Origin of the sequence: Photobacterium satsumensis (assembly GCF_050336935.1) — a bacterium.
Taxonomy (GTDB): domain Bacteria; phylum Pseudomonadota; class Gammaproteobacteria; order Enterobacterales; family Vibrionaceae; genus Photobacterium; species Photobacterium satsumensis.
In genome coordinates this window covers 66,079-86,633 of sequence record NZ_JAKJSK010000007.1, presented here as the reverse complement: position 1 = coordinate 86,633, position 20,555 = coordinate 66,079, and the positions used below count along the sequence as shown (strand labels likewise).

General features: G+C 49.6%; 19 protein-coding genes. 6 read left to right on the top strand and 13 right to left on the bottom strand.

Annotated features, from left to right (window positions below; genetic code table 11):
- Window positions 1–55 precede the first annotated feature (55 nt).
- Entirely contained in the window at window positions 56–2,434 is a 2,379-nt protein-coding gene (locus L4D79_RS12120; RefSeq protein ID WP_428651833.1) for a DNA internalization-related competence protein ComEC/Rec2, read from the bottom strand.
- 31 nt (window positions 2,435–2,465) lie between these two features.
- Here L4D79_RS12120 and L4D79_RS12115 point away from each other — a divergent pair, with 31 nt between their 5' ends.
- On the top strand, window positions 2,466–2,984 hold the full coding sequence (locus tag L4D79_RS12115) for a DUF2062 domain-containing protein (protein ID WP_428651832.1): 519 nt from the start codon (window positions 2,466–2,468) through the stop codon (window positions 2,982–2,984).
- A gap of 243 nt (window positions 2,985–3,227) precedes the next feature.
- On the opposite strand, the gene lolE is transcribed toward L4D79_RS12115, so the two are convergent.
- Genes lolE through lolC form a run of 3 tightly spaced genes read right to left on the bottom strand, consistent with a single transcriptional unit; the run spans window position 3,228 to window position 6,362 of the window.
- Entirely contained in the window at window positions 3,228–4,472 is a 1,245-nt protein-coding gene (lolE, locus tag L4D79_RS12110; protein WP_428651831.1) for a lipoprotein-releasing ABC transporter permease subunit LolE, read from the bottom strand.
- The gene (gene lolD, locus L4D79_RS12105; RefSeq protein WP_428651830.1) at window positions 4,472–5,161 is read right to left on the bottom strand and encodes a lipoprotein-releasing ABC transporter ATP-binding protein LolD; all 690 of its coding nucleotides are present in this window, start codon (window positions 5,159–5,161) and stop codon (window positions 4,472–4,474) included. The genes lolE and lolD overlap by 1 nt, the downstream gene beginning before the upstream one ends.
- Window positions 5,154–6,362: a lipoprotein-releasing ABC transporter permease subunit LolC gene (lolC, locus tag L4D79_RS12100; RefSeq protein WP_428651829.1), complete on the bottom strand. Its 1,209-nt coding sequence runs from the start codon at window positions 6,360–6,362 to the stop codon at window positions 5,154–5,156. The genes lolD and lolC overlap by 8 nt, the downstream gene beginning before the upstream one ends.
- Before the next feature lie 189 nt (window positions 6,363–6,551).
- Here lolC and L4D79_RS12095 point away from each other — a divergent pair, with 189 nt between their 5' ends.
- The 5 genes from L4D79_RS12095 (at window position 6,552) to bamJ (ending at window position 12,734) form a co-directional block, all read left to right on the top strand.
- Window positions 6,552–7,130 carry a PilZ domain-containing protein gene (locus L4D79_RS12095; RefSeq protein ID WP_428651828.1) on the top strand — a complete coding sequence of 193 codons (579 nt, stop codon included), beginning with the start codon at window positions 6,552–6,554 and terminating at the stop codon, window positions 7,128–7,130.
- Between the two features lie 2 nt (window positions 7,131–7,132).
- Complete coding sequence (gene mfd, locus L4D79_RS12090) at window positions 7,133–10,588, top strand: transcription-repair coupling factor (RefSeq protein ID WP_428651827.1); 3,456 nt, start codon at window positions 7,133–7,135, stop codon at window positions 10,586–10,588.
- 29 nt (window positions 10,589–10,617) lie between these two features.
- The gene (locus L4D79_RS12085) at window positions 10,618–11,430 is read left to right on the top strand and encodes a peptidoglycan binding protein CsiV (protein WP_428651826.1); all 813 of its coding nucleotides are present in this window, start codon (window positions 10,618–10,620) and stop codon (window positions 11,428–11,430) included.
- A 137-nt stretch (window positions 11,431–11,567) separates the two neighbouring features.
- The gene (locus tag L4D79_RS12080) at window positions 11,568–12,140 is read left to right on the top strand and encodes a GNAT family N-acetyltransferase (protein WP_428651825.1); all 573 of its coding nucleotides are present in this window, start codon (window positions 11,568–11,570) and stop codon (window positions 12,138–12,140) included.
- Window positions 12,141–12,260: 120 nt separating this feature from the next.
- Entirely contained in the window at window positions 12,261–12,734 is a 474-nt protein-coding gene (gene bamJ / locus L4D79_RS12075) for a BamJ family beta-barrel-assembly machinery protein (RefSeq protein WP_428651824.1), read from the top strand.
- A 61-nt stretch (window positions 12,735–12,795) separates the two neighbouring features.
- Here bamJ and L4D79_RS12070 read toward each other — a convergent pair whose 3' ends face one another.
- From L4D79_RS12070 to hinT, 9 genes are all read right to left on the bottom strand, one after another.
- The gene (locus tag L4D79_RS12070; protein ID WP_428651823.1) at window positions 12,796–13,014 is read right to left on the bottom strand and encodes a DUF7661 family protein; all 219 of its coding nucleotides are present in this window, start codon (window positions 13,012–13,014) and stop codon (window positions 12,796–12,798) included.
- A 36-nt stretch (window positions 13,015–13,050) separates the two neighbouring features.
- Window positions 13,051–14,340: an NAD(P)/FAD-dependent oxidoreductase gene (locus L4D79_RS12065; protein WP_428651822.1), complete on the bottom strand. Its 1,290-nt coding sequence runs from the start codon at window positions 14,338–14,340 to the stop codon at window positions 13,051–13,053.
- Window positions 14,341–14,741: 401 nt separating this feature from the next.
- Window positions 14,742–15,284, bottom strand: a complete 543-nt coding sequence (gene ycfP / locus L4D79_RS12060; protein WP_428651821.1) for an alpha/beta hydrolase YcfP — start codon at window positions 15,282–15,284, stop codon at window positions 14,742–14,744.
- Window positions 15,285–15,369: 85 nt separating this feature from the next.
- Window positions 15,370–16,215 (bottom strand): DUF6279 family lipoprotein, encoded by an 846-nt coding sequence (locus tag L4D79_RS12055; RefSeq protein WP_428651820.1) that lies wholly within the window; start codon window positions 16,213–16,215, stop codon window positions 15,370–15,372.
- Between the two features lie 211 nt (window positions 16,216–16,426).
- Window positions 16,427–17,317 (bottom strand): phosphotransferase, encoded by an 891-nt coding sequence (locus L4D79_RS12050; RefSeq protein ID WP_428651819.1) that lies wholly within the window; start codon window positions 17,315–17,317, stop codon window positions 16,427–16,429.
- Between the two features lie 17 nt (window positions 17,318–17,334).
- Window positions 17,335–17,928 (bottom strand): penicillin-binding protein activator LpoB, encoded by a 594-nt coding sequence (gene lpoB, locus L4D79_RS12045; protein WP_428651818.1) that lies wholly within the window; start codon window positions 17,926–17,928, stop codon window positions 17,335–17,337.
- 51 nt (window positions 17,929–17,979) lie between these two features.
- Window positions 17,980–18,366, bottom strand: a complete 387-nt coding sequence (locus L4D79_RS12040) for a YcfL family putative periplasmic lipoprotein (protein WP_428651817.1) — start codon at window positions 18,364–18,366, stop codon at window positions 17,980–17,982.
- Window positions 18,366–19,751: a COG3014 family protein gene (locus L4D79_RS12035; protein ID WP_428651816.1), complete on the bottom strand. Its 1,386-nt coding sequence runs from the start codon at window positions 19,749–19,751 to the stop codon at window positions 18,366–18,368. Before L4D79_RS12035 ends, L4D79_RS12040 begins: the two co-directional genes overlap by 1 nt.
- 137 nt (window positions 19,752–19,888) lie before the next feature.
- The gene (gene hinT / locus L4D79_RS12030) at window positions 19,889–20,239 is read right to left on the bottom strand and encodes a purine nucleoside phosphoramidase (protein WP_107348449.1); all 351 of its coding nucleotides are present in this window, start codon (window positions 20,237–20,239) and stop codon (window positions 19,889–19,891) included.
- Window positions 20,240–20,555: the final 316 nt, after the last annotated feature.

The window sequence follows — 20,555 nt, the reverse complement described above, 5'->3', positions numbered from 1 at the left end:
TAAAACTGCTTGTTTTTCAAGCAGCCATTCTTATCTATAGAACCAATTCCGGTTTCTACTGCGACAACACAGGCCTGAACCAAGCAGCTTTAATATCTTGGCGATACCGAACGACTTCCACCTTATTACCATGAATATGCAATGAGACTTGACCTGATTCAGCCGTTGATAACCAGTTGACGCTTCTGTCTAGGTAGCGCTGGCGTACCTCACCCGACGGCAGCTGCCAAGGATTTAAACGAGCAACCGAGACCAGTGCATACTTGGGTGCCATCCTGTTGAACCAGCCCATTTGATCAAGCCAGGTGACTGTCGACGAGCTGCGGCTGCCATGGTGCGGGACCAGCAGGATGTCTGGTGACAGGTGAGGTTCCAGCCTTGCTAGCAGTAACTCAGAGATCGCATCGATATCCCCGGTCAGGAGCAAAGATACCCCGCCAGCGTTGCTGTCACCCATCTCTTGCTTGACTTCGATGACGCAGGAATGGGGATTTACTGCTCTCGTGACTCGCTTTGGCGGCCACAGCACACGGAAGCTCAAACTGTACCACTGCCATGTTTCGCCACGGACACAAGCTTGGTAACCTACACGAACATCACTACTGCGCTTCCATACCGGCTCAAAAGTCTCCACCAAATAGTCGGCACCTGCAGCGTGATCACTGTCTGCGTGGCTCAGAATTAAACCATCAAGTGACGTTTGTCCCTTCTGTGTCAATACCGGCTCTATGACTGAACGCGCGATAGAGCCTCCCGGCCAGCGGTTACCGGTATCATAAAGTACGCTACGGTTCTGGGTCGATATCAATACCGCCAAGCCATGCCCGACATCGAGCAAATCAATCTGCCACGTTTCAAGGGCGTCAAGAAGGCCCTGCTTACCATCACTATTCGTCACCGGTCTATCACTGGGTACTAATGGTTGATTCCACAGTATGGCCACACTTGATAGCACGATAAACAAAGCGGCAAAGCGCCTCAGTGGCAGCAGCCAAAGTAAAACGGACATGACCGCTATCGCCAAGATCCAAATCCCTGAACTGTCGGATAACATCCACCAGCCGCCACGCGCCCATTCAGCAAGCCAAAGCACCGGCGATAATGTCGTGTTAGCCAATTGCCAGCACACCATAGCCCCTTGTTCAAAAGGAGATAACACAATGGCCGCCAACACCAAAGGCACCGTGGTCATACTGACCCACGGCACGGCCAACAAGTTCACCTGTGGTGCCCAGGGGGAAAAACCACCAAACCACAACCACTGTACCGGCAGCATCAACACGAGCAATGATAACTGGAGCAACAACAACGCCCACCATTTGCCCAGCCATCTCTGGTGAAGCTTCAGCTCTGAGTTTTCCTCGAACCTTACGCCCCCAGCATGTGCCAAAGCGATAACCGCGACTGCGGTAAATGAAAGCCAAAAACCCGCGTTGTATGAAGCGAGTGGGTCCAACGCTAGGCTAACAGTAAAAACCAATAACAAAATTTGCCAACCCGGCCAGACTATCCGAAACCGAAGTAACACCAGCACGACCAAACTCATCAACAATGCCCGCTGCGTCGGTAAGGTAAATCCAGCAAGCCAGGCGTATAACGCTCCCGTGGTCAGCCCCAGCCACAACGGTAGCCATATGGCATGAGGCCAGTCACCAGCAAGATTTCTCAAAACACCACCGCTCCACCACCCCAGCATGATGGCAAGACCAATGTGTAATCCGGAGATCGCCATCAGGTGGGCAAGTCCACTGTCACGCAAGAGATCCCAATCCTGTGCTTCCAGGGCACCACGAAAACCAAAACCCAGTGCCAACAGATACCCTTGGTGGCTGAGCCCCTCGGTATGTTCCATTGCGAGATCGAAAACCATTTGGCGAAGGCCAGCCCACGAGTATTGGCCACTGCTCAAGCGAACACCACCGGTCACAACGCCTACCGCATGGATCCCCTTACCAACAAACTGCCGCTCTCGATCATAACCGGCACTGTTGACGCGACCATGTGGTGGCCTTAGCCTCACTTGCAACTGCCAACGCTCTCCCTGTCTCATCACCGGAATATTGGCTTTATCTTGCCAACTCAATCTTAGGCGCAGTGTTTTGCTCACGCGAAAACCTGGCTGACGTAATTCTGACGTTACAAAATCAAACAAAGTATCTAATTTCTTATGATTTAATAGGCTGCTAACTTCCCCAACTATGGTAATATTCCTCGGCTCAATAAAAGCCAATTGGACGTTTTTCAGATAGGATGTTGCGGCGAGATTCGCCAAACAAGCGCCGATACCGACATAGATCAAAAGTCGCCATCGGAAATAGAAACACACTACACTGCCTATCATTAAGGCTGTAATAAATCCATGATAGGTTGGCAATGCCAGCCATAAGTGAAGCGATAGCAGTCCAAGTGCAACCCCGGCAGCGCTTGTGTTCATCTCAAGCCTGCCTGTGAACAAAAGAATTACAATGCCAAGACAAGTAATTAAACGAATGATGCCAAGCCATGATGTCATCAAGCGCCAGAAAGCGTTGAAGATATTTGGCAATGTGCTTTATAACCCAAATTTGTGGTGCCTTAATCGCCGTTCGGCGTCTGGTGCATTTGCGGTCGGTTTGTTTATGGCGTTCGTTCCCCTTCCCAGTCAGATGATTATGGCTGCCGGCGTCGCCATATTTTTCAGCGTCAACTTGCCACTCTCGATCTGTTTGGTTTGGATCAGCAACCCGATCACCATGCCAGTCATGTTTTATGGCGCATACAAAGTCGGTGCTTGGCTGATGAATACGCCACACCAAGCCTTCCACTTTGAATTGTCCTGGGAATTTTTGCTGCACCAAATGAATCAGATTGGTCCTCCTTTCCTATTGGGCTGTGCCATCTGTGCCGTGTTCTTTTCTGCCCTCGGCTACTTTGGCATCCGCGGCCTATGGCGCTACTCGGTGGTACGAAGCTGGCAAAAACGTCGATTCCGTATGCTGAAATAGTTCTGTGCAAATATAGTTTTCGGCAGCTAAAACAAAAAAACCTCGCATCTGCGAGGTTTTTTGTAGCCTTATAATTAGGCCTTCTCAAATATATCTGTTCACTTAGGGAAGTAGTTGGCAAACCACTGAAAGCCACTGGCGCTGACTCGGCCAAAAGTCGATCTTTCCCCCAAAGTGCGATGTTATAGACCCCTTGCCAAAGCAAGGGCTTAAACAATCCCCCTTCGAAGGAAAGCCATCAACTTATTTAGCACTCAATACCGTTGCCGGCTGCAGTGCCCCTGCTCGTTTTGCTGGATACCAGGTGGCCAAGAAACTCAAGATCACCGCTGTCGTTGTCACCAGCAAGACATCCTGCATAGACAGTAACGTTGGAAGAAAGTCGACAAAATAAATGTCGCCAGACAAAAACTGGTGGCCAATGAGGGTTTCGACACCCTTGATCAGGCTCGTGAGATTGACGGCAACCAAAGAACCTAACAACGAGCCCACCAAGCTACCCACGACACCAGACAACACGCCGTGCCAAACAAAAATGGATCGGATCAGCCGATCGGTCGCCCCCATAGTACGTAATATCGCAATATCCGCCGCCCTGTCTTTCACTGCCATCATCAAGGTCGATACGATATTGAAGCTAGCGACCCCGATAACGAGCACCATCACCAGATACATAATGGTACGAACCATTTGGATATCACGGTACAGGTAACCATACTTTTGGTTCCAGCTTTTCAGGTACACATAAACCGGTAAGGTAAAGCCGACCTCACGCACGATGCTCTGGGCATCCAGCACCTTGTCTACGTTCAGCTCAATGCCTGTGATACCCTCGCCCATCGATAAATACCCTTGGGCATCTTGAAGCGGCACTAAGGCAAAATTATGGTCAATCTGCCCCGCCAACGCGAGCAAGCCAGCAACTTGAAGCCGGATACGATGCGGCGCCTTGAGCTTGAGGCTCGGGTCAGGATTGGGGATCATGGCCGTGATCCAATCTCCCACGCCGATACCAAGCTTGTCGGCCACGCCTTGACCCAAAATAACCTGTTGTTTACCAGCCTCAAAGCTGTCCCAAGCATTGTCCTTGACAAATTGCGGCAACACACTGACGTCACGTTGCTTTTCAGGGTTCACGCCACGCACTTCCACCGCCTTGAGGCTGTTACCTTTCTCAAGCAGGGCAGTAAAGTTGATATAAGGGGCTGCTGCCGTCACTCTAGGGTGCTGTTCGACCAAATCGAGCACAGGCTGCCAGTCTTCAAAGGGCGGCGTCACGGCCTCCAGCTCTCCATGAGGGATCACGGATAGGACCCGGTTTTGCAACTCCCGCTCAAAACCGTTCATCGCCGATAAACCAATGATGATCACGGCGACACCTACAGCAATCCCCAAGGTCGATGAGATCGAAATAAACGATACCATCCGGTTTCGTTGTTTGGCGCGGCTGAAGCGGCTGCCGATATATAGAGAAAGCGGTCGGAACATTAAGCCACCTCTACCAGCTGCAATTCGCCGTCTTGCATGTGCATGCAGCGATCGAGTTTACCAGCCAGCTCATTATCATGGGTCACCACCAAGAAAGCGGTACCGGACTCCTTGTTAAGCTTGCGCATCAAATCATAGATTTCCAGCGCCGTTTTATGATCCAGGTTACCCGTAGGCTCATCAGCCAATACCAGAGACGGCTTGTTTACCAGTGCTCTTGCAATCGCCACCCGTTGGCGTTCCCCCCCACTGAGCTCGGAAGGGCGGTGCTCCAGTCGGTGGCCAAGACCAACCAACTCCAAGATACTGTGGGCCTGCGCCCGGGCTTTACTCGCAGCAACACCCCCAATCAACAATGGCATCGCCACATTTTCCACCGCACTAAAATCAGCCAGCAGGTGATGAAATTGGTACACAAAACCAATTTCCTGATTACGCAGCTTAGCCTGCTTATTGGCACTCATGGCATTGAGCTTTTGCCCCTTGAAGAACACTTCACCCTCAGTCGGATCGTCCAACGCACCAAGTAAATGCAATAGAGTACTCTTGCCCGAGCCTGACGCCCCAACAATACCGACCAGTTCACCAGCATCGAGATGAAAGCCCACCCCTTTTAGCACCTCTGTTTCAAGTTGGGCTTCTTGATAAACTTTTCTTAGGCCATGACAAACCAATAGTGCATTACTCATAACGAAGTGCCTCTGCTGGACGAACCGATGCCGCCCGGTAGGAAGGAAAAACAGTCGCCAGCAAACTCAGAACAATCGCGCCGACAATAACTAAAACAATCTGCAAGGGTGAGATCACAACGGGTAGCTGACCACCTGCGGTGATCAAGTTAACACCAATAACAGTGAGCAAAGAATTCAAGTTCAGTGCCAATAGGGTGCCCAATACTCCCCCCATGATAGCGCCGATCACGCCGCTACTGGCGCCTTGTACCATGAACACCAGCAAGACTTGGCGGCTGCTCATGCCCTGCGTTTTCAAAATGGCTACTTCGGCCTGCTTTTCCATCACAACCATGATCAAGGCCGAAATAATATTGAAGGCTGCGACACCGATGATCAGCCCCAGCATCAAGCCCATCATGTTCTTTTCCATTTTCACCGCTTGGAACAGTTCACCGCGTTGTTCACGCCAGTCTGACCAGGTCATCCCATCGGGTAGAGGCCGGTTAGCAAGGTCAGCCACCACAAACGGATCATCAACAAACAGGCGCCACCCTGTCATTTGACCGGGTTTGAACCGTAACAGTCGCCCAGCATCATTGATGTGGGTCAAGATAAGCTGGCCGTCAACATCCGAACCGGTGTTATATAGGCCTGCCACTTCAAAGTTTCGCTGGCTAGGGATTCGTCCGAGCGGCGTATATTGGCTGGCACTGGTCACCATCAGGCGGACCTTGTCCCCAACCTTCACCCCTAGTTGGTTTGCCAGCGTTTGGCCAAGGATAACTTTATAGCTACCCGATTCCAGATCCTGGATATCGCCATGATTAATGTAATAGCCAACAGGTTCAAAGGCGTCAGGGTCGACCCCCAGCAGCATCCCTGCCGCCAATGACTTGGCACTTTGCAGAATTGCTTCGCTACGGGTAAGCGGCGACACCATATCAACATAGGGGATAGAGGTAAGCACTTCAGGCGGTTGTTCCGTGCGGGTAAGATGACCATCGGGGGTCGAGATAACAGCTTGGGGCATCACCCCAAGGATCCGCTCCTTGAGTTGCTGCTCAAAACCATTCATCACAGACAAGACCGTTACGAGGGATAACACCCCGACGGTAATACCCGCGGTCGACATATAAGAAACAAAACGGCTGAACCTATCACCAGAGCGCCCTCTGAGATAACGCAAGCCGATAAAAAACGAGACGGGATGAAACATAGATAAGAAAGATACCATCCTTATAAAAACTGCCCGAAAGCATACCTGTTGCCGCGTCTGATTACCATTAAGCACAGTAAAACTAATGTAAAAACAGCGGGTAAAACCACCACTCTGCGACCACTTTACTTGTCCCTGAGCAATAGGTGGGTGATAATCGTAGGATAGTTAATTTATATCGAGTGCGACATGAATCAGGACGAGTATTTTTCAGTCCATGCTGGATTGACCATCAATGTAGAACCACTCCAACTGGGTGAAAGTGTTCCCGAGATGCTGGCTTTCCAGCAAGAAATCCCGCCCCTGTTTCGTATCGCCAGTGAATGCAGCAGCTTGGATGAAGGCTTGGAGCATTCATTATCTCAATTAAAAAAAGATGAATTCAAAGCACTATCGAATTACCTTACGGCACAGAACAACAAGATAAATTTATTATTATCTTTTGTTCTTGCCCAACAGGATAATGCCGAACTTCGCTTTACCACGCATACTTTCGGCGCTAGCCAACTGTCCTATTTTTCAACTGAGGCGTTAGCCGAAGGCGACAAGGTAAGGCTCAAGCTGTTTCTCGATAACCCCGCAGCGGCCGTTTACGCCTATGCTGAAGTAACCCAATGCCAGCTTCAACAAGCCGGCAGCTACGAAATTGCCTTGAAGTACGTATGCTTAATGGAAGATGACAGGGATTTGCTGATCCGAGCCGCTCTGTATTTCCAGCAAAAAATTCTGCGCCAACGCGCCCAACAGCGATCAGATAATAAAAGTTAACCATGAAAGCACAGTCTATTCTCTCTCTTCCATTACCGTCCAAGCCGGGTGACAGCCGATTCATCGGTAATGTGTCCGGTGCAGCGCTGGCACTTTCTGTTGCAGAAGTGGCCCACGATCATCAAGGCCCTATCTTGGCCGTGGTGCCAGACACCCAGACGGCTTTACGTCTACAACCCGAAGTCAGCCAGTTTACATCATTAGAAGTCAGTGTATTCCCAGACTGGGAAACCTTGCCGTATGATAATTTTTCGCCGCACCAAGATATCATTTCAGATAGACTGACTCGCTTATATAGCCTCCCCCAGCAAGCTAACGGGGTGGTCTTGGTGCCAATCAGCACCCTGCTGCAGCGAATGACACCAAGGGCTTTCATCCACCAGCATGCGCTGATGGTACATAACGGCGATAAACTGTCGCTGGAAAAGCTGCGCTTACAATTGGAAGCCTCAGGCTACCGCCATGTTGATCAGGTTATCGAACACGGCGAATATGCCAGCCGTGGTTCGCTGATTGACCTGTTCCCAATGGGCAGCAACCAGCCGTACCGCATTGACTTCTTTGATGATGAAGTCGATTCTATCCGCCAATTCGATCCCGAAAACCAGCGTTCTACCGGCGAGATCGAACAAATTCGCCTATTGCCAGCCCACGAATTCCCAACCGATGAAATAGCCATCGAGAATTTCCGTATGCGCTGGCGCGAGCGTTTCGAGGCTCGACGCGAGCCTGAATCTATCTATCAACAGGTCAGCAAGCGCACTTGGCCTGCCGGTATCGAGTATTGGCAGCCTCTGTTCTTCGAACAAACCGAAACACTTTTCGATTACTTGCCGCAAAATAGCCTGCTGATAACCATCGGGGCACTTGAGCCCGCTGTCGACCAGTTCTTGACCGACGCCGAGTACCGTTTCGACCAGCGACGGGTCGATCCTCTTCGCCCATTGCTCGAACCTAAAGAGCTATGGCTGACCAAAGAGGAAATGTTCACCCATTTCAAAACGCTGCCTCAAGTGCGTATCCGCCAGGAAAGCGAGCCCGACAAGGCTGGCCGCTACAACCTGCCAGTTAAAGCCGTTCCTGAGCTAACCATCAACCACCAGCTCAAAGAGCCATTGGCTGAACTTCGACGTTATTCGGAAAGCTACCAAGGTAAAATTATCTTCTCGGTTGCCTCTGAGGGCCGTCGCGAAGCACTGCTCGATCTACTGGGCCGGATCAAACTTCGCCCTGTCGTTGCACCAACCCTGACAGAAGCCTTGGCGACACCAGGCAAATTTAGCCTGGTGATTGGCTCGGCTGAGCATGGCTTTTTGCTTGAACAGCCAGAAGTCGCCCTGATCTGTGAAAGTGACTTACTGGGTGAGCGCGTGGTTCAGCGCCGTCGCCGGGATGAAAAGAAATCGGTCAATGCCGATACCATTATCCGCAACCTTGCCGAACTCAAGGTAGGCCAACCGGTGGTCCACCTAGACCATGGTATCGGTCGCTTTCAGGGCTTGCAGACACTAGAAGCCGGCGGCATGAAAACCGAATACGTCACCTTGGAATACCAAGGCGGTGCCAAGCTTTACGTCCCTGTTGCCTCGCTGCACTTGATCAGCCGCTACTCGGGCGGTGCGGAAGATTCCGCTCCGATCCACAAGCTAGGCGGTGAAACGTGGGTGAAAGCACGAAACAAAGCGGCTGAAAAAGTCCGTGATGTTGCCGCCGAACTGCTCGACGTGTACGCCAAGCGAGAAATGAAGCCGGGCCACAAATTCACGCTTGATCGTGAAGCCTATGCCGACTTCAGTACTGGCTTCCCGTTCGAAGAAACCCATGATCAAGCACTGGCAATCAATGCTGTGCTGTCTGATATGTGCCAACCGAAGGCAATGGACCGCCTGGTTTGTGGTGATGTCGGCTTTGGTAAAACAGAAGTCGCCATGCGCGCCGCCTTTGTCGCTGTCGATAATAACAAGCAGGTCACCGTACTGGTCCCGACCACCCTGCTTGCCCAGCAGCATTTTGAGAATTTCCGTGACCGCTTTGCCAATACTCCAGTCAGGGTTGAAGTCCTTTCTCGCTTTAAAACTGCCAAAGAGCAAAAGCAAATCTTGGCCGACATGGCCGAAGGGAAAATCGACATCCTGATCGGCACCCACAAGCTGCTTAATGCCTCGGTGAATTACCATGATCTGGGTTTATTGATTGTCGATGAGGAGCACCGCTTCGGGGTTCGCCAAAAAGAAAAGCTCAAAGCAATCCGATCCGATGTTGATATCCTGACCCTAACCGCCACCCCTATTCCGCGTACGCTGAATATGGCAATGAGCGGTATGCGCGATCTCTCGATCATTGCAACACCACCAGCCCGCCGCCTGGCCATCAAGACCTTTGTCCGCGAGTCGGACGATGCCTTGGTTAGAGAGGCGGTACTGCGTGAGGTGATGCGCGGTGGTCAAATCTACTTCCTGCACAACGATGTCGACTCCATTGAGAAGATGACAGAAGATCTCGCCAAGCTGATCCCAGAAGCACGGGTTACCTTTGCCCATGGCCAGATGCGCGAGCGAGAGCTTGAGAAGATCATGAGTGACTTCTACCACCAGCGCTTCAACCTATTGGTATGTACCACTATTATCGAAACCGGTATCGACGTCCCTACCGCCAATACCATCATTATCAACCGTGCCGATCATCTCGGCCTTGCCCAGCTTCACCAGCTACGGGGCCGTGTCGGACGTTCGCACCACCAGGCCTATGCTTATATGCTGACACCGCATCCTAAGCGGATGACCAAAGATGCGGTTAAACGACTTGAAGCCATTTCATCGCTGGAAGATTTAGGTGCAGGCTTTACGCTTGCCACTCATGATCTTGAAATTCGAGGAGCGGGTGAGCTGCTTGGTGACGAGCAAAGTGGCCAAATCCAGTCAGTCGGTTTCACCTTGTACATGGAAATGCTTGAGCAAGCCGTCGAAGCACTTAAAGAAGGTAAAGAGCCTTCGCTTGATGACCTGTTGCGCCAGCAGACCGAAGTGGAGCTTCGCCTACCGGCACTGCTACCGGAAGAATTTATCCCGGATATCAATACCCGTTTGTCGCTATACAAACGCATAGCCAGTGCCAGCAACGACAAGGCACTGGATGAGCTTAAGGTTGAACTTATCGACCGCTTTGGCCTACTGCCGGATCCAACCAGCAACTTACTGGTACTCAATAAAATCAAGCTCAAAGCCGCCGGTATTGGTGTGCGCAAAATTGAAGCCGGTGAAAAAGGTGGGTTTATTGAATTTAACCCGAATGCCAACATCGACCCTAGCCTGATCGTCGGTTTACTTCAGTCACAACCGCAGCATTTCCGGATGGAAGGGCCAACCAAGCTGAAAGTCATGGCCCCGATGAGTGACAGAAAAGACAGAATAAAGTATGTTGACGGTCTTCTAACAAAGTTGGCCGAAAACGCTCTATAATAGATAGCACTTAAGTGCGGAGTATTATCTTGAAAAATATCATTTATTTGCTGCTATTCGCCATTAGCTGGCCAAGCCTAGCAGCACGACAGTTCGATATTGAAGTGATCATGTTCAAGCGTAACATTGCGCCTGAGCAAGTCAGCGAGTCTTGGCCGGATAGCCCGAAGCCCATTAACCTCAAAGGGGCGATCGACTTCGGTGACACCTCTCGTCTCCAAGCAAGGGGGCTCACTCCGATGCCTTCATCCCAGTTCGAGCTCAATGCACAATACAACAAGCTCAAGCAGCATGCTGGATTTACCCCACTGGCTCATTTTGGCTGGCGACAGGGTGATTTAAGCCGTGCTGCTGCGCCTCGCATTCATTTTACTGCTGGCAAAGACTTTTCCGCGCAGTTCTTAGCAGACGGTACACTGAAGTCAGCCCAAGCAGATGCGCAAACAGCTGTTCCGTCAGAACAAGGGTTTACCGAGGAATCACTGGACCCAGCGTCTGATGAGACCACAGAGCAAGCAAGCGCATTGCGCGAGCTTGATGGCACACTTCGCGTCTATGTTCAGCACTTCTTGTTTACAGAAGCCAACTTTGTGCTGCGCGAGCCAAGCCGACGCGAAGTGATCATCGGTGCTGAGCCGCTCGACCCAATGGAAAATGCATTAGAGCCGGAAGGCAACGTCCAGATCGGCCACCTGCAGGAAGTCAAAAAACAGGTGAAGGTGGAGGAGTTCCTCAAATCCTACCCGTTCCAACAGCAGCGTAAAATGCGCAGTAGCGAAACCCACTACCTCGATCACCCGTTAATGGGTATGGTGATTCAAATTCGCCGTATCGACGGCTAAGTTCGTTTACTTTCAAGATTAAGGGCTGCAAACGCAGCCCTTTTCACACTTTTCGCCACCTATTCCAACGACACCCACGACTTTCCCCCTACTCCGGTTTATGCTAAGAAAGTAATTCGACGGAGACTGTTGCCAGGATGAAAGCAGACTACCAATTAACAAGCGAACGCTTGCTACTTCGCCCCTATAAGAATGTTGACCTGCTGGATTTGCTCGATGCGATCCACCGCTCACAGCACAGCCTTGCTCCCTGGTTACCTTGGTGCCACGCCCAATATAATCAACACGACGCCCATGAGTGGATACATGCCAGCCAACAGAACTGGGTGTATGACATCAGCTATGAGTTTGCTATCTTTGAACGCGCCACCGACATATTTCTTGGCAGCACGTCCTTGAGCAACTTGTCCGATCTCACTAATTCAGCTGAATTGGGGTACTGGATCCGCTCCAGTGCACAACGAAAAGGCTATGCCAAAGAAGCCTGCCAAGCCATTGCCCAGTTTGCCTTTGACACCGTTGGCCTGACACGCATTGAAATCGTTACCCATACCGGTAACCTTGCTAGCCAGCGCACTGCCCTTGCCACGAAAGCCCATTTCGAATGCACAGCTAGAAACCGCATCATCACCCAAGACGGTCCCGTCGACGGCTTGCTGTTTTCGTTGATCCCCAGTGACATTGCCACTTCCACGCCGCCTAGACTATGACCACGCCTAACGAGTTATAACCTTAGCTTAAGTACCTGTTGACCTGCCTTTCACCTGCGGGTGAGCTCTGCTACTATCGTCGAGTATATTCAGCTTTGTATTACGAAATAAGGAACTTACGTGTTTAAAATTATCTTGGGTATCGCCCTTATTGCGCTAGTTATCTTCTTTATGCAACGCTCGCAAGGTAATAAGCAAGCTGCTGCCGAAAACATCCAAGTGGGTGAAACGTTCCTTGCCGAGAACAAGGAAAAAGAAGGGGTACAAACCACTGCATCAGGCCTACAGTACTTGGTACTGCAAGAAGGAACAGGTTCTGTACACCCAAAGGCAAGTGATAAAGTGACCGTTCACTACCATGGTACACTGCTCGATGGCACGGTATTCGATAGCTCTGTAGAGCGTGGGGAGACCATACAGTTTGGCCTAAATCAGGTTATCAAGGGCTGGACAGAAGGCGTACAATTGATGGTTGAAGGAGAGAAGACACGTTTCTTCGTCCCGGCTAACCTAGCCTATGGCAACCGCGCTATTGGCGCTATACCACCAGGCTCAGTGCTGATTTTTGATGTTGAACTGTTTAAGATCAACTAATTGCTACTGCTAGACGACATAAAAAAACGCCCCTAAATAGGGGCGTTTTTTTCATTCAAGCTTATAACTGACGAACGTCAGGGTGTTTACTACTCGCCTGCTCATGATAGATATCCGCGAGGTACGTCGCCAAATCAACGTCTTCCAGCTCGGGGGGAATAACAACATCATAAATACGGGCACGCATTGCGGTCTCTGATTCTTTGAACAGCAACCAAAATCCATCTTTTTTCTGCACTGACATCTTGGTGCCGAATACATCAAACATTAAGAACATCATTGTTCTCCTTTTTGTGCCCCGTATAGCGTTACTCGCTTAGTGAAGCTTCAGGTTTGGGCGCAACACGCGGTTAATGCGGCCAACCAGCATCATCAGGCTCGTTTTAATGACACCGTGAAGAGCGATTTGGTGCATGCGGTACAACGAAATGTATACCACGCGAGCAATACGGCCTTCAACCATCATCGAGCCTTTGGTTAGGTTACCCATCAGGCTACCAACGGTTGAGAAACGACTTAGCGAAACCAACGAACCGTGGTCACTGTAAGTATATGGCTTCTGCTCACGGTCTGTAATTTTAGCTACAATGTTAGAGAAGCAGCGGCTTGCCATCTGGTGAGCAGCCTGAGCACGTGGTGGAACAAAGCTGCCATCTTCCTGAACACAAGAAGCCAGATCGCCAATCACGTAAATATCATCATCGCGAGTGGTTTGAAGAGTCGGTTTAACCACCAGCTGGTTGATACGGTTGGTCTCAAGACCAGCGATATCCTTGATAAAGTCAGGTGCCTTAATACCTGCCGCCCATACCATAATTTGGGCTGGGATATGATCGCCATCTTTGGTCGTCAGGCCAGTTTCATCAGCCTTGGTTACCATAGTCGCAGTACGAACATTCACACCCAGCTTAGTCAGCTCACTGTGGGCAGCTGACGAAATACGCGGCGGCAGTGCTGGCAAGATACGCTCACCGGCTTCAACCAAGTTAACATTCAATCGTGAGCTATCCAGATCACCAAAACCGTAGTTCTGCAATTCTTGAACAGCATTGTGTAGCTCCGCAGATAGCTCAACACCGGTTGCACCGGCACCCACAATCGCGATATCAACCGTTTTCTGCTCTTTGTTTGCGTGCAGTTTCAGGAACTGGTTGTTCATTTGCGAACGGAAGCGGTGTGCCTGCTCTGGACTGTCCAGGAAGATACAGTTCTCGCGCACGCCAGGAGTATTGAAGTCGTTTGAGGTAGAACCGATAGCCATAACAAGGATATCGTACTCTAGCTCACGCTCAGGCATCAGCAGTTCATTTTGTTTGTCATGCAATGGCGCAAGGGTGATCACCTTACGCTCACGGTCAATATCTTTCAGGCTACCCATCTGGAAATCAAACGAATGATTTTTTGCATGCGCACGGTAACTCAGAGCATCAACACCTGCATCCATAGAGCCGGTTGCGACTTCGTGCAACAGTGGTTTCCACAAATGGCTGCCCTTACGGTCTACCAAGGTGACTTTTGCACGGCCTTTACGGCCCAAGGTACGACCCAGCTTTGTTGCTAGCTCCAAACCACCAGCACCACCACCGACAACAATAATTCGTGTCATCACAACATTCCTTCCACAAATTTATAAATTTACAAATTCAACCTGACCCGAACAAAATCCAGTCAGTATAATTCTTTTTTATCAACAGCTTAACTTTGGATATGCGAGGGATGTTTAGTACATCTTCTTCGTTTAATTAACTCAACTTTTTTTGATTTACCTCAAAAAAAGTTAAGATTTGCATTATAAGCGAATATTATTTCAAGGCAAGAAATAATTGATTAGGATCAAAGCCGGCGGCATGGGATGCTGAGGAACACCAGGTTAGCCAATTCTAGTTTGGCTGTGAGAGAGGGTAACAGTTGATATCACTATTGGCATAGGGCTGATGAACATAGAGCAGACGGACATGGGCCGTCTGCTTATCTTGTTATCTTGCCAAGCAAAGTAATAAGTAGGAATTAAGCGGTTTCTTTAAACACTTTTATCGTTTGCAGGTGCTGAGAAATTTTCTTGAATTTATGCGTTTCTTTATCGTCCCAAATGATCTTGTAAAAATCACCAAGCGCATCTTTGGTTTGCTTGTTGTCTAAGACTTCATCATTTGTTGAAAGTATGCAAAGGCAATTGCCTGCATTTTTGTTACGAAAATCGGTTACACATTTAGTGGAAATATCAGCATACTCTTCTGGACGGTCAATACGGCCTTCCATATTGTGTTCAGGAGTCAGGTTGGGGTTGAAAATGACTTGCTTCATGCCGCACAGAAAACCCACCCGCTCGGACCAATATCCGCCAAGCCCCACACCACAAATCAGTGGTTGCTCATCAGCAGATTCTTCCTTTAGCTTGAGTACTTCTTTTAATAAGTGCTGCATATCATGCTTAGGATGCAGAGTACTGTAATTCACAAAACGTACGTCAGGATCAATGAATTGAAGCTGCAATACCTTTTCATGGTTCCCCGGGCTTGTTGAGTCAAAGCCATGCAGATAAATAATCATTATTCTTCCCTATTGTGATTATCAGTAAAATCAATCTACCACGTTTTGTAGGGTTTGTTGACACTACTTTCACAGTAAATATCCGTTATTGATTGATCAGCAAAGCAACATCCTTGCGTAGGTCTACCAGCTTACGGTTCAAGTGAGTTTGCTGCTGTCGCGACAGGGTATGATTGAGCCGGCGCATCAATTCAAATCGGCGGTTGAGGTAGAAGCGGATCTCAGATTGATACCGGCTACTGTTAAGGGCCACCATGTCCCGCATCAACTGGGTAAACTGTGCTTTGAATGCGGGTTGGGCTCGGTTTTTCATTAATTGCCGCCAACGGTCAAAATAGCCGTTGCGCAATGAACGGAATATAGGGGCCATTTCCAATTGGTAACCTGCCAGCTCAGTCAACAACTCCTCCTGCCGACTGGTCAAGGAGCCGACCCAATCCTGGGTGAAGTCTTGCAATCGCTCCGACCGCTTAGCAAGCTGCTGAGATTGACTCAGCTTACTTCTCTCCTGATCAAACTCTGTAAACCTTTGGCGCAAACTACCTTCGAACTGAGCTGCTTGAGCATCATTCAATTGAGCAAACATATCGGCCATCGGATTAGCTAAAATCGCCGCAGAATCCTGCCCCAAGCGGGTAAAAACCTTATAGTATTCCCGCATTTGACCGAACGTCATTGGAGAAAAGAGATCTGCCTGTAGGCGATCGATAGCACTGTGGATTTTGGGGAGCTCTTGCTGGCGATGAAGTGCATGAGCACGGTCGACACCTTGATCAAAACTGGATTCCTGAGATGAACTGAGGGTAACATAAGAGGAAAGGCGATAGTTCAGCCATACATCCAAATTGTTGTAAGCCAAGCGGGTGGTGCACCCTCCAACCAAGACGACTGCCAAAGTAACGCCCGCCCACTTTGGAAGCAACTTACTCATTACCACCCCCTCATCCTAACCCAACGTTTTGCTTGCTTCATGTAAGCTATGTCGTTTGATTTACGTTGTTTATGCCTGCCTTCGATATAGCTATATCGAGGTAAACAGAAAGTGAAAACAGCTATAAGCATAAAGACCCAATTGATACGCATTTCGTACAAACAGAAAAGGCGTCCCTCAATTGTAGACGAGAAGCATTTAAAAGGTTTGATTAATCAGAGAATTGCAGCTCATTCCACAATTTTGCTTGTAATACTTGAGCTTCCGAGAGGTAGCCCTCATCTGGCTGCTCTTGACCTGAAAAGTGCTGCGCCCCAACATAGAACCACAGCATTGCCAAATAATCGCACCACGGCTGCCAATACGTAACCGCCGATAGCCAGCGGGACTGACTAGCAGCATCAGTGATCCCCATTCGCTGGCAATAGAAGGATACAGCCTTTGAAGGCTCAAGCTGGTTGGCTGCAATGGTCAGCGCTAAATCCAATGACGGATCACCCGCGGCCGAATACTCCCAATCAATCACTTTGTGCTGGCCGTCTGGAGTAACAATTACGTTATACCACCCCAGATCATGGTGGCAGCAGGTGTCAGCAAACCACGTTGTCACAGATAGGGATTGGAAATACGCATGGATATGGCAAAGTTGATGATCATCCACAGCACCGCCGACATACTGCCAATAATGCGCGCCTCGCTGCTGACAGTCCAGCCGCCACGAAGGCAAAGGAAGGTGATGAATCGTCCCCAATAAGGTCATGATGGTTGCAATGGGGAGATCAGGTTTCGCGGTTTGGCCTTCAGCCCACTCTACCAATAACCCCTCAGGAAAAAGGGCAAAGGTACTCGGTGCTATATCACGCTTGGCAGAGGTGTCGATGGCATGAAGCACATCATGCTCATTCAGCCGTGACACACCAAAAGCCTGTGACGCTGCCGAATGGGGTCGCCATACCAATGTATGGCATAGACCCGTGAGGCCATGCTCGATAACCACCTGCCAGCAGCGGTTACTGAGCCCGCCGCTGAGAGGTTTGGCACTGTTTAGGTGGTACTCCGGTAACCTAGTTCTAAGCAGAGCCTGTAAGCTATCAATACTCATGTCACCGGAATGCCCAATTACCAGCCTAGCAGGCTCTTTGATTCCTGCTTACGGATCTCGGTTTCATCAGCCCACTCAATCAGGCCAGTCTCCAAGTCCATCAAACGCATGGTCATTTTGTAGTAAACGTCTTTGTCACTACCGGCTGACTTCACAATGCTCGACAGGTTACCGTAAAGCATGTATTCCGCGCCGACCATTTTACCAAACTGGATGGCTGTGCTCTGGTTAACCAGTTCATCGTGGTTCTGGAAGTTAAGCTGCTTGCGCACATCTTCTACACGAGTCATGTCCACAAAGCGGAATTTACCCGAGTTTAGCAAACGAGTGCTGACAGAATCGGTTACCGACTCGGTATCAATGTGCTCACTGGTTTTATTCTTGATGCTATCAACAACAATGATTGGGCGCTGGCCATTACCGGTAATATAAGCCACCGAACCCGATGTCAGCATGCTGTCTGTCATTTCTTCAGCAATCTTCTGCAAGTCTGTCGAGCCAAACTCAATAGTCGTCGTTTCAGCCTGCTGAGCATCACCATAGCTCACCTTCTGGGCACAGCCGCCCATCAGTGCAGCCACACCCATTAATGCGATTACGCTTTTTTTCATTGTCTTACCTTTATCAGTCAAACAGCACTCGCGACAGTGCCAATCCCAAAATTAATAATCTGCTTTTCGGATATATATCCGGTATTGCGTTGCCTGAGGGCTTCTGGCAACCGCTTGTAATGTCATTGTATCTTTACCGTGCAGCACAACCTGGCGCCATGGACTATCACTACCGCTCACTTCAAGGCCCTGAGCGTCATACCAATAAAAGCGGTACTGCAGGTTGAGATCAGAATCAATTTGGCTGGTCACCGGAACCCCAGCCTTCATCAGTCCGTTGACTTCAGAAATACTGGCTTGCTCAATCGATAAGCGACTGGCCAAGTGAGAGTTACCAATCACCACACTTTGGTTGCTGCTTTCTATGCTGATCCCAGATGTTGTCGTGGAACATGCTGCTAATCCCAAGACCATCCCCAATACAAGTAATATTCTCATTAGTTATTCCCCAATAAGACTGACCAACCGGTCAGCTGATTTCCCTGGCGTGACACCCAAACCATGGTTGTTCTGCCTGCTTTTACATCAACATCTATCTGATGGCCATTCCAAGCCAGATCATACTGCCCTGCCGTGATATCTTGCTGGGCAATAGCCACAGAGGCCGGCAAGCTTTGCCAACTTCGGGTATCTGGCTGTTCGGTGAGGGTGTTGAAAATATTGGTCAACACGTTGCCGATATCATCCCCTTTCCTCGCCGCGGTTTTGCGCACTTCGTTCTTGGCTGCGACCCGCAAAGCCTGTCGGAGCACAATCACGGGTAGATCTTCCTGCAAGCTGTAACGTGCCATCCCATCAACATTAGCGACGGTGCTATCAACCAGCGGTTTGCCGTTGAGTTGCAATGGTGAAAAAGCTTTATTGGACGGATTACCATAATAAGGCAGCGCCAGATTATAAATCACGCCGTCACCTCGACTGTCTGTCAGCCAAATAGGCAAACGCCAGCCGTCTCTTGCCGATACCACTCCTTGCTCGTCAAACACGATCACCCTGCCAGTGTTGGCAGAAGGTGCTTGGTATTTGCCATATCGCGCTTGCAAAGACGGCAGATCCTGATCCATACGCATACGTGTCGCCAAACGCAATACTGTCTCGGCGACAAACGGGTTGTTAGGCGCCACTGCCAGTGCTCGTTTGTAGTCGATATAGGCACTGTTCAGATCACCGTCGGCTTCATACAACACCCCAGAGAGAAAGAACAAATACCCGTTCTGAATATTGCCCAGCTGGCTGCCGACATCTGGGTAGCGCGCCAAAACAGCACCAAGGTTTTGATCTAACCCTTTGCGACGAGCTTCTTTCGCCGCCTTGTTCAGCTCAGCTTCTCGCAGTCTTTTAGCGGCTTCTTGTACTTGGTTTGCTCGACGTACTTCTACCAAGGCGCCACTGAGATCTCTTTGCTGGAGGTAGTTAAGAGCCAAATACAAATGTAAAAAGCCCAGTTCATAATCTGCCGGCTGATAGGTGAGCATATTGTCGTTGGTCAGTAACGAGCCAACCTGATTGAACCCTTCCGATATCTGGATACTGGCCTGGCGCTGCTGCTCTTTTACCGCATTGTCTGCTGATTGCAGCGCACCAAAGCTTTGTGGATATTGGCCAGCGGCAAAGCCGACCCGCCCTTTTTCCATTCCATCAAGGATTTCACCTGCAGGCGCATCAGGCAATACGTCCAACGCTTGCTGGTACAAGCCTTGCTGCATTGCCTGATGGGTCTTGCTGTTTGCCGCACTATAATGACTAAATAAGCTCTGGGTCGACAGGTTCGCACAAGCGACCAACCCCAAAGACAGCACCGCTACGACGGCATGTTTCAACATCTTATTACTAACCCTAATAAAAAGCCTGAGTGCCCTTACCATCGGCAAACACGCCGTAAATACACGCCACTCAGACTTCAATTTGGAACAGAAGTTCACTTGTTCTTGGCTTGCCCTCGGACTAACCAAGTCTTGTGTTAACCCACAAGCATTGGCCCTAGAGGGCGACCGCCCAACAGGTGCATATGAATATGGTATACCTCTTGGCCACCATGTGGATTACAGTTCATGATCAAACGGTAACCGTCTTCAGCAATGCCTTCCTGCTCTGCCAATTTACGAGCAACTGTAAACAGGCGTCCCATCATCAACTCGTCTTCTGCTTCCACATCATTGACGGTCGGCAGCAATTTATTCGGGATGATCAAAATGTGGCTTGGCGCACGCGGGTTAATATCGCGAAAAGCCGTCACCAAATCGTCCTGGTAAACAACATCAGCTGGGATTTCCTTGCGAATAATCTTACTGAAAATGGTCTCTTCAGCCATGTCTTGCTCCATTTATCGTTATCGAATCAACACTTGCAGTATGCTCGACTACGTAAATAAGAGCAATATTGAACATTGTTTTTAATCTTTTTTCCAGTGATTTTTTTATATCCGCCAAATTCACTTCCTCCAAGCACCTCTCGTCGTCCATCGAACCTCGCCTTAAACAAATACCAACAGGCGAGATAACAAAGTTATTTTTTGATGCAGCGGTCAAAGAATGTAAGGCGCTAAATCATTTACTATTTGGCATGAATCTCAAGAACCATATCAAGGATTTATCACTCAACCGAGTCAACTTTGACGCATTTTGGGT